Origin of the sequence: Bilophila sp. 4_1_30 (assembly GCF_000224655.1) — a bacterium.
Classification (GTDB): Bacteria; Desulfobacterota; Desulfovibrionia; order Desulfovibrionales; family Desulfovibrionaceae; genus Bilophila; species Bilophila wadsworthia.
Map to the genome: position 1 here is coordinate 987,924 of NZ_JH114231.1, position 8,110 is coordinate 996,033.

An 8,110-nucleotide genomic window follows, 5' to 3' on the forward strand; every position below is an offset into this window, starting at 1 on the left:
AGCATCCCAGCCAGCGTGCCCAACGCGTCCGCCAAAGCTTCCCGCGTGCGCACGCCGCCGAGCGCCAAACGTACGCCCTGCTCCGGCGAGGCATGGTTGAGCGCGAACAGGTCACTGTCCGCCACAATGATCCCACGCTGGCGCGCGGCTTCGGCAAAAGCCACCGCAGCCCACGGATCAGGCAGCTTGAGCCAGCAGAAAAACCCCGTAGTCCGCGTCTCCAGCGGGAAGCCATCCAGCAACTGACGGGCCAGCGCATTCCGCTCCGCCGCCTCACGGCGCTTCGCGGCCAGCACGCGATCCGCCGTGCCGTTGCGGATCCACATGGTCGCCAGTTCGGCCATAAGCGGAGGAGCCATTGAAATGGTGTAGGAAATCGTCCGCTCCAGTTCGGCAAAAACGGCATCCGGCGGGCACAGATAGGCGATACGCAACCCACCGCTCAGGGCTTCGCTCGTGGAGGCGATGAAACAGCAACGCTCCGGGGCCAATGACGCCAGCGGCGGCAGATTGTGCTCCAAGGAGAGGGCGTACACGTCGTCCTCAATGATCATGACATCATAACGCCGACAGATATCCACCAGCTCCCGGCGGCGGTACTCGGGAATCTGCGCCAGCGTGGGGTTCTGGCAGGTAGGCATCAGATACAGCCCTTTGATGCCCCCGGCCCGGCAAGCCGCTTCCAGCGAATCGGGCAGCATCCCCCCCTGATCCATCCGGATGGGCGTCAGGTTGAGCCGCAGGCGGCGGGCAAGCTGCTTGAGGAGCGGATAACTGAGCTGCTCGGCGGCGATACGATCCCCCGGGTTGAACAGGGACGCGAGTACCGTTAGGAGCGCGTGCTGCGCTCCCGCACAGACAAGGAGGTTCTCCGGCGAAACAGCCAGCCCGTACCGCCCCGCCCAATGAGCCCCGGCCTCGCGGTGCCGCAACAACCCGCGCGGCTGCTGATAGTTGCTGAGTTCCTTCAAATCGGCGTAGCGGGACAACTCGGCCACGGCCTCGTTCAAATCCGGATTCAGATATTCGAAAGGCGCGATGAACCCCAGATCATGCATCCTGCCCGCGCCCTCGTACACGTCCACATCGTGGCACGGCGCGGTCACAAAGGTCCCCCGCCCGGTCACACCCACGGTCAGACCGCGCTGCGCGGCCTCGGCGTAGCCCCGGCTTACGGTCCCGATGGTCACGCCGAGCGCTTCGGCCAATTCCCTGTGCGTCGGCAGCGATTCGCCGGGCGCAAGACAGCCATCCTCAATGCCCTGCGCGATGGCGTTGGCAACGAGCATGTACTTGGCCTCGCCGGGATGTTCCCGCGCCTGATCCTGATACAGTCGGAGCAGTTTCATACGGCTGGCCTACAAGACCTCCGGAGCGTCGTCAACAGGCCTTTTGCGCCGGGCCTTGAGCGCATCGAGCAGCGCCACCGTCACCCGCAATCCCCCCTTGCCGCGCCCGAGCTCCACCCCCGGCTTGGCCATACCGTGATAATCCGAACCGCCACTGAGCCCGAGGCCGTACCGGGCCGCCAGCTCCACGCAGAACCGCTCGTCACGCGCGGAGTGCTCGCTGTGATAGGCTTCAATGGCCCCAAGCCCCGCCTCTTTGAGCCGGGGGATGATTTCGTCGAACCATGACGGCGGGCAACGGATCAGCATGGGATGCGCGAAACTCACCACCGCGCCGAGATCCGCCATGAGGCTTACCCCTTCTTCCGGGGTGAGCAGGGTCCGGGGCACGTATGCGGCACCGTAATAGCCGAGATACAGCTCAAAGGCCTGCGCGAAATTGGACACGACACCGCGTTTCTGGAGCACGCGGGCGATGTGGGGGCGGCCGACCGACTCGCCTCCGGCCTCATCCAGCACTTCCTGATAGCCTATATTGATGCCAATAGACCGGAGCCTATCAAGTATCTTCAGATTGCGCTCTTCCCGGTGCCCACGCAAACGGGCCAGCTCGGCATCCAATGGGGCGGAATGCCGGGGCAGCCACAACCCGAGCAGGTGGATTTCCCCATACTGCCCCTGTACGCCGAGCTCGCACCCCCGGATGATCTCCACGCCGTACTCGCGCCCGGCCGCTTCCGCTTCATCAAGGCCGGAAACCGTATCATGGTCGGTCACGGCAACCGCCGCGAGCTTCAAGGAAGCCGCCCTGCGTATCAGATCCCGGGGGGCGTCCGTTCCGTCGGACGCCGTAGTGTGCGTATGCAAATCAACAAAACGGGGCTGCATGTTTCCTCCTCATCACCGCCCTGCCGGAAGGCGGCTTGTCCTCCGCAACGGAAGGCGTTACACTCTTCATTTATACGTCAACACTGCGCCAAGGAGACGCTTCATGGCTCTGAATCCCGAACTGCTTGCCCTGCTCGCCTGCCCCGTGTGCCGGGGAGAGCTGGAACCTGTGGACAACGAAAGCGGACTGGAATGCCCGGCCTGCGGTCTGGTTTTTCCTGTGCGCGACAATATTCCCATCATGCTTCAAGAAGAGGCCATCCGCAAGGATGACTGGGAGCGCGGACAGCGCAAGAAACAATCCCGCTGAGACAAGAAAAGCATGCCCACCCGGACATGCTTTTCCTTTATGAAAAAACGACATTTCCGATCCAACCGGGATGTCCCCGCGATCCCTCAGCATCCCTGCCCTGCTCCCCTAAACGGCATGAAACCGGATATTCCGGTTCCGCCGCTCTTTTTTTCATGCGGGACGGGCTGCATACGTGAAGCTTCGGGGTATGCGAAACCTCTCCGGAAAGCGGGCGCCATCAATCAGAATAATTGGGGAACAAGGGTTCCTTCACGGACATGCTGCCGAGGAAGTTCCCCATATAGCGGGCATTGAGCGTCTTGATATACGGTGCTTCGCCCTTGGGCATAGGAGCCTCCCCATACTGGACGTGGAACACCTTCGCCGCCCGTTCACGGAACGCCTGCACAGCCTCGTTGTATACCGGCACTTCGGAAACACCCTTGAGCGACGCGGGGAGCGGTTCGCGGTATTCCAGGATAAGCTTGGACCGCCTGAAATCATTCAGGCACGCGAAACGCTGCACCAGCCAGTCAAGGGAAGCCCACTGATCCTCGGGCGCGAACAGAGGCGCAAAAGGATCCTTGGCCCCGTTGACGATGCGGACGCTCCCGTAGAAGCTCTCTCCGCCAAACACGGTCCCCATGTTCTGCTGGGCCATAGGCCCGCTGAAGGACAGCGGGTCCCATTCCCAAGCGTTGCTGGGCACAAAGGAAAGGGCCACAATGGCTATAGGAGACGCGGCATCCGTTCCGTATACGGAGACAAGGGTTTCCGGGAACTGGTAGCCTTGATCCGTATTCAGGAACGGGGCGATCTGGCCGTGCGCAAGCATCGGCATATCCACAACGCCGACGGAAACGTCAGGCCGTGCCGGGGAAACCAACGTCGAGCCTTCAAAGCCGCGGTAGAACGGCGTACAGGCGGAAATCGCCACAACCACGCACCACAACAGGAAAAAACGGATCGTTTTCATAGCTATCTCCAGATGGATGACTTATGAGATCTTATTCCTGATAAATACGCCCGAATCCCTGAGAGCGCCACTCTTTTTTTGGCACTCCGAAGCCGTTGCCTCTTGCCTCCAGCACGCCGCCATTCTCATATGAACTGATAGAGATATATCGGGAAAAGGGAGAGGCAACTTTTTCTGGAGAAGAGCGTTTCCTCCCATTCCCAAACCGGCCAGCGCGAAGGACACCGAAAAAACGAGAGGCCCTCTCCGCAGGAAAGAGCCTCTCTCTAAGAGCCGGATGGATCTGCCTCTGCAACGCCGGGCAGCGGAATGCGACCACTCCGCCCGGTTTAGTTAGCCTGCTTGCGGATAAACGTAGGCAACTCGATTTCCTCTTCCTCGAAGATGAACTCTTCGCGACCGGGGTTGTGCGTCGTCTGCTTGGAGAGCTGATCGCGATCCCGCAGGAACGTGGGCACAATGCGCTCCTCATCCGAAAAATTGCCGACCGTACGGGGCATACGCATACGGGGCATCGCGTGCTCCTCGGCGAGGGCCTGCTTCTGGTAATTCAGCCCGGAATGGGAAGGCTGCTGCGGCTGCTGAGCCGGGCGCTGCTGGGGCCGGACAGTGGCCATATTGGCCTGCCCGCCCTGCACGACCTTCGGCGCGGCGTTGCCTTCGATGCCCGTAGCGATGACGGTGATGCGGATCTCGTCCCCGGCATTCTCGTCGGTGGCGCACCCGATGATGATGTTGGTATCGGCTTCGCCGAGCGCGTCATTGATGTAGGCGGACGCGTCGTTGAATTCTTCAAAGAGCAGATCTTCGTTGGCCGTGATGTTGATGAGCACCGCCTTGGCCCCGGCAATGGACACATCTTCCAGCAGCGGGCTGGTAATGGCCTTGCGCGCGGCTTCAATGGCGCGCCCTTCGCCCACGGCGATGCCGGCACCCATCATGGCCAGGCCGGATACGCTCATGACAGTGCGCACGTCGGCGAAGTCCACGTTGATGAGGCCGGGAACGGTGATAAGGTCGGAAATACCCCGAACAGCCCGGTGCAGCACGTCGTCGGCGCATTTCAGCATATCGCTGAGTTTCGCTTTCTTGGGCGCAATGGTAAGCAGTCGGTTGTTCGGGATGGTGATCAGGCTGTCCACGTTCTCGCGGAGCTCGGCGATGCCCTGCTCCGCGGCGCGGGCGCGTTTCGTGCCCTCAAACAGGAACGGTTTGGTCACGACGCCCACCGTCAGGGCTCCCAGTTCGCGGGCGGCCTGTGCCACGATGGGGGCCGCGCCGGTCCCGGTGCCGCCGCCCATGCCCGCGGTCACGAAGACCATGTCGGCATCGCCGATGGCGTCCTTGATCGCACCGATGCTTTCCTGCGCCGCATCGCGGCCCACGTTGGGATCGGCCCCGGCTCCAAGCCCTTTGGTCAGCTTCTCGCCGATCTGGAGCTTGATTTCAGCCTTGGAACGAAGCAGAGCCTGCGCGTCCGTATTGGCGCAGATGAAGGAGACACCCTTCAGACCCGCCATGATCATGTTCTGCACGGCGTTGCCGCCGCCACCGCCGACACCGATGACCTTTATATTCGCGGGGGGTGTATCCGCTTCAAATTGCATATCCATCATAGCTCCTCCTCAAAGAGAACAACGTGCTGACCGCCCAGACGTCAGGAAATTTCGGAAAACCACTTTTTCATGCGCGACAGGATCGAATTGAATACATTCCCGTCGCTTCGGATACGGAATTTCTGCTCCATGCCTTCCTTCTCCGCGCCGAAGCGGAGCAGGCCCATGGCCGTGGCGAACTTGGGACTGTTCACCATATCTTTGAGCCCGCCCACATTGCGGGGATACCCGATGCGCGTAGGCAGGTTGAAGACTTGTTCGCCGAGCTCCTGACAGCCCTGAATGAGGGCCGTCCCGCCCGTGAGCACCACACCCGCGCCGATCATGTTTTTGAGGCCGGAACGCACCAGCTCCTGATCGAGGAGCGTGAGGATTTCCTCCATGCGGGGTTCACAGATTTCCGCCAGCACCTGACGCGACAGGCGGCGAGGTTCCCGCCCGCCCACGCTGGGCACTTCGATATACTCATCGGGGCGCACCATTTCGGCAATGGCCGCACCATGCTTGATCTTGATCTTTTCCGCCGCAGCCATAGGCGTGCGGAGGCCGAACGCGATGTCGTTGGTCAGGTTCTGCCCGCCAAGCGCCAGCACGCCCGTATGCTTGATGGAATCGTTGGCGAAAATGGCGATATCGCAGGTCCCGCCGCCGAGGTCGATGAGGGCCACGCCGATCTCGCGTTCCTCTTCGGTGAGCACGGCCTTGGCCGAGGCGAGGGATTCCAGCACGATGTCCGACACGTCAAGCCCGCTCTTATGGCAGGAGCGCACGATGTTCTGGGCGGAAGTGACCGCACCGGTCACGATGTGGACCTTCACTTCCAGGCGCACGCCGGCCATGCCCATCGGATCGGCAATGCCGCGCTGATCGTCGACGATGTATTCCTGAGGCAGAATGTGGATCACCTCGCGGTCCAGCGGGATGGCGACCGCCTTGGCCGCATCCAGCGCACGCTCGATGTCGCGGGGCGAGACTTCACCGCCCTTGACGGCAATGACGCCGTGGCTGTTGAACCCCTTGATGTGACTGCCGGCGATGCCCGCATACACGGATCGGATTTCACATCCGGCCATCAGTTCGGCTTCTTCAAGCGCCCGCTTGATGGATTGCACCGTCTGCTCGATATTGACCACGACACCCTTCCGCAACCCGGTGGACGGACTCGTGCCGATACCGACAATATCCATCCCGCCGTTCTCAGAGGGTTCGCCCACCACCGCACAAATCTTGGTGGTGCCAATATCAAGGCCGACTATCAATTCAGATTTGGACATGCGCTACTCCTTGGCGCGTTTCGCAATGCATGTCGGGATATTGCGTCATCCCGATCACGCGAAATCAGACCCGAATCCATCATTTCGGGAGGCGCTGCGGCGTCACCCTGCTCATTACTGCTGTTCTGAGCCAGAACAAGGGTGTCTTTTTCCGCCCTGTTTCACAGTCTGAATACCCCGGATACAGCATATTTTCCGTAAAAAGTCTAGAAAAAACCGCTACTCGCTCTTAGACATTCTCAGGTTCTACAACCCAGACGTTGCCGTCGGCGGCCCAAACTTCCCGTGCCGTCTTCAACTCGCCGCGGCGGGCCAGATCGGAAAGGACCAAACTCAGCCGACGCAGATTGGCATCCCAGTCCTCAGCGGCGATGCACAGCACCAGGTTCCTGTTTTCGATAAAAACTTCAAAGCCCTTGGCCGCGCTCACCCGAAACAGGGAAACACTGGCCATGTTCACAGGCAGGTGCGCGGCCTGAAACGCACGGGAAAGCTCGTCCATCTGCGGAAGCAGTTCCTCGCCGCCGGGCAGGATCTCCAGCGTCGGCAGCGACAGAAAATTCCCCACATTCACGGGCGCGATGATCTGCCCCCTGTTGTCCGCATAGTACAGGACGCCGTCTTTGAGCATCCAAAATGCGGGGATGCGTTCCCGGATGCGGATCTCAAACGCATCCGGCAGGCGGCGCTTCACGGCCACGGACAGCACCCACGGATTGTCGCGGAGACCCTGCTCCACGTCCGCGATGTTGACGGTCAGGCTGTTGACGCCCGATTGCAGGTTTGCGGCCTTGAGCACTTCCTCACGCGAAAAATGGGTCGTACCCCGGATTTCAACGCGCTTGATGGCGAAGAACTCGCTGGTCGTCGCCAGACGGTGCAACTGAAGGCCGCCCACGCCGAGCCCGACGAGCAGCGCCGCCCCGATCCCAAGGCCAAGGGTCCAGCTGAGGGCCGACTTCACATGGGCGAAAAACGATCCGCCTCCCGAAGAAGGGGTGCTCCGCTGCGGGCTGGTGTAGCTGTTGCGGGCGGGACGCCTGTTGTTGCGTTTCGACGAATTCAGAATACCCACAATTTCACTTCCGTCTGCAATTGGATCCCAAACCGTTCCCATACGGCGCTCTGCGCCGAGCGGATGAGCTCAAGCGCGGCGTCCGCGCTGCCCTTGCCTTCGTTGACCAAAAAATTCGCATGGATCTCGGAAAAACACATACCTCCGAGGCGCTTGCCCCGGAATCCGGCCTCGTCAAGCAGCTTGCCCGCCGACATCCCTCCCGGGGGGTTTTTAAAGACGCACCCCGCACTCCACGAACGGACCGGCTGCACCCGCAGCTTGCGTTCGATATTGTCGCGCAGAGCCTTGCGTATCCTTTCCGGTCCCGCCGGGCGCAGCGCCAATACGATACCGGAAATCGCAAACCACGGCTTCCCGCCGTCCTTCAAACCGAAAAAACGGTATTCACAGCGCACGTCCTCACGCCCCAGCGTCCGAAAACCACGGTCCGGGGAAAACACATCCACGCTGCGCAGCACCGTGCCCATATCCATCCCGTGCGCCCCGGCATTCCCGGCCACCGCGCCGCCCACGTCGCCCGGCACCCCGGCCATGCCTTCCAGCCCGGACAAGCCGTGTTTCATGCACCAGACCAGCAGGCGGGGCAGCTTTACGCCCGCGCCGACCCGTACGAGCCGCAATCCGCCGTCCTCGCCGA

General features: G+C 61.5%; 8 protein-coding genes. 1 reads left to right on the plus strand and 7 read right to left on the minus strand.

Going from position 1 to position 8,110, the window contains the following annotated elements:
• The coding region (locus HMPREF0178_RS04535; protein ID WP_009379473.1) for a PLP-dependent aminotransferase family protein at positions 1-1,349 on the minus strand (1,349 nt) is incomplete at its 3' end.
• 9 nt (positions 1,350-1,358) lie between these two features.
• Entirely contained in the window at positions 1,359-2,237 is an 879-nt protein-coding gene (locus HMPREF0178_RS04540) for a PHP domain-containing protein (RefSeq protein WP_009379475.1), read from the minus strand.
• A 103-nt stretch (positions 2,238-2,340) separates the two neighbouring features.
• On the opposite strand from HMPREF0178_RS04540, the gene HMPREF0178_RS04545 reads away from it, so the two are divergent.
• Positions 2,341-2,547: a Trm112 family protein gene (locus HMPREF0178_RS04545; RefSeq protein WP_009379477.1), complete on the plus strand. Its 207-nt coding sequence runs from the start codon at positions 2,341-2,343 to the stop codon at positions 2,545-2,547.
• A gap of 220 nt (positions 2,548-2,767) precedes the next feature.
• Here the strand turns inward: HMPREF0178_RS04545 and HMPREF0178_RS04550 are convergent, their stop codons facing one another.
• The 5 genes from HMPREF0178_RS04550 to HMPREF0178_RS04570 form a co-directional block, all read right to left on the minus strand.
• Positions 2,768-3,505, minus strand: coding sequence for a DUF4851 domain-containing protein (locus HMPREF0178_RS04550; RefSeq protein ID WP_009379479.1), 738 nt, complete (start codon positions 3,503-3,505; stop codon positions 2,768-2,770).
• A 329-nt stretch (positions 3,506-3,834) separates the two neighbouring features.
• On the minus strand, positions 3,835-5,121 hold the full coding sequence (ftsZ, locus tag HMPREF0178_RS04555; protein WP_009379481.1) for a cell division protein FtsZ: 1,287 nt from the start codon (positions 5,119-5,121) through the stop codon (positions 3,835-3,837).
• 41 nt (positions 5,122-5,162) lie between these two features.
• The gene (gene ftsA, locus HMPREF0178_RS04560; RefSeq protein WP_005025975.1) at positions 5,163-6,395 is read right to left on the minus strand and encodes a cell division protein FtsA; all 1,233 of its coding nucleotides are present in this window, start codon (positions 6,393-6,395) and stop codon (positions 5,163-5,165) included.
• Between the two features lie 229 nt (positions 6,396-6,624).
• Positions 6,625-7,470 carry a cell division protein FtsQ/DivIB gene (locus HMPREF0178_RS04565; protein ID WP_232281193.1) on the minus strand — a complete coding sequence of 282 codons (846 nt, stop codon included), beginning with the start codon at positions 7,468-7,470 and terminating at the stop codon, positions 6,625-6,627.
• A partial coding sequence (locus HMPREF0178_RS04570; RefSeq protein WP_009379485.1) for a UDP-N-acetylmuramate dehydrogenase occupies positions 7,458-8,110 on the minus strand: 653 nt, incomplete at its 5' end. The genes HMPREF0178_RS04570 and HMPREF0178_RS04565, both read right to left, overlap by 13 nt.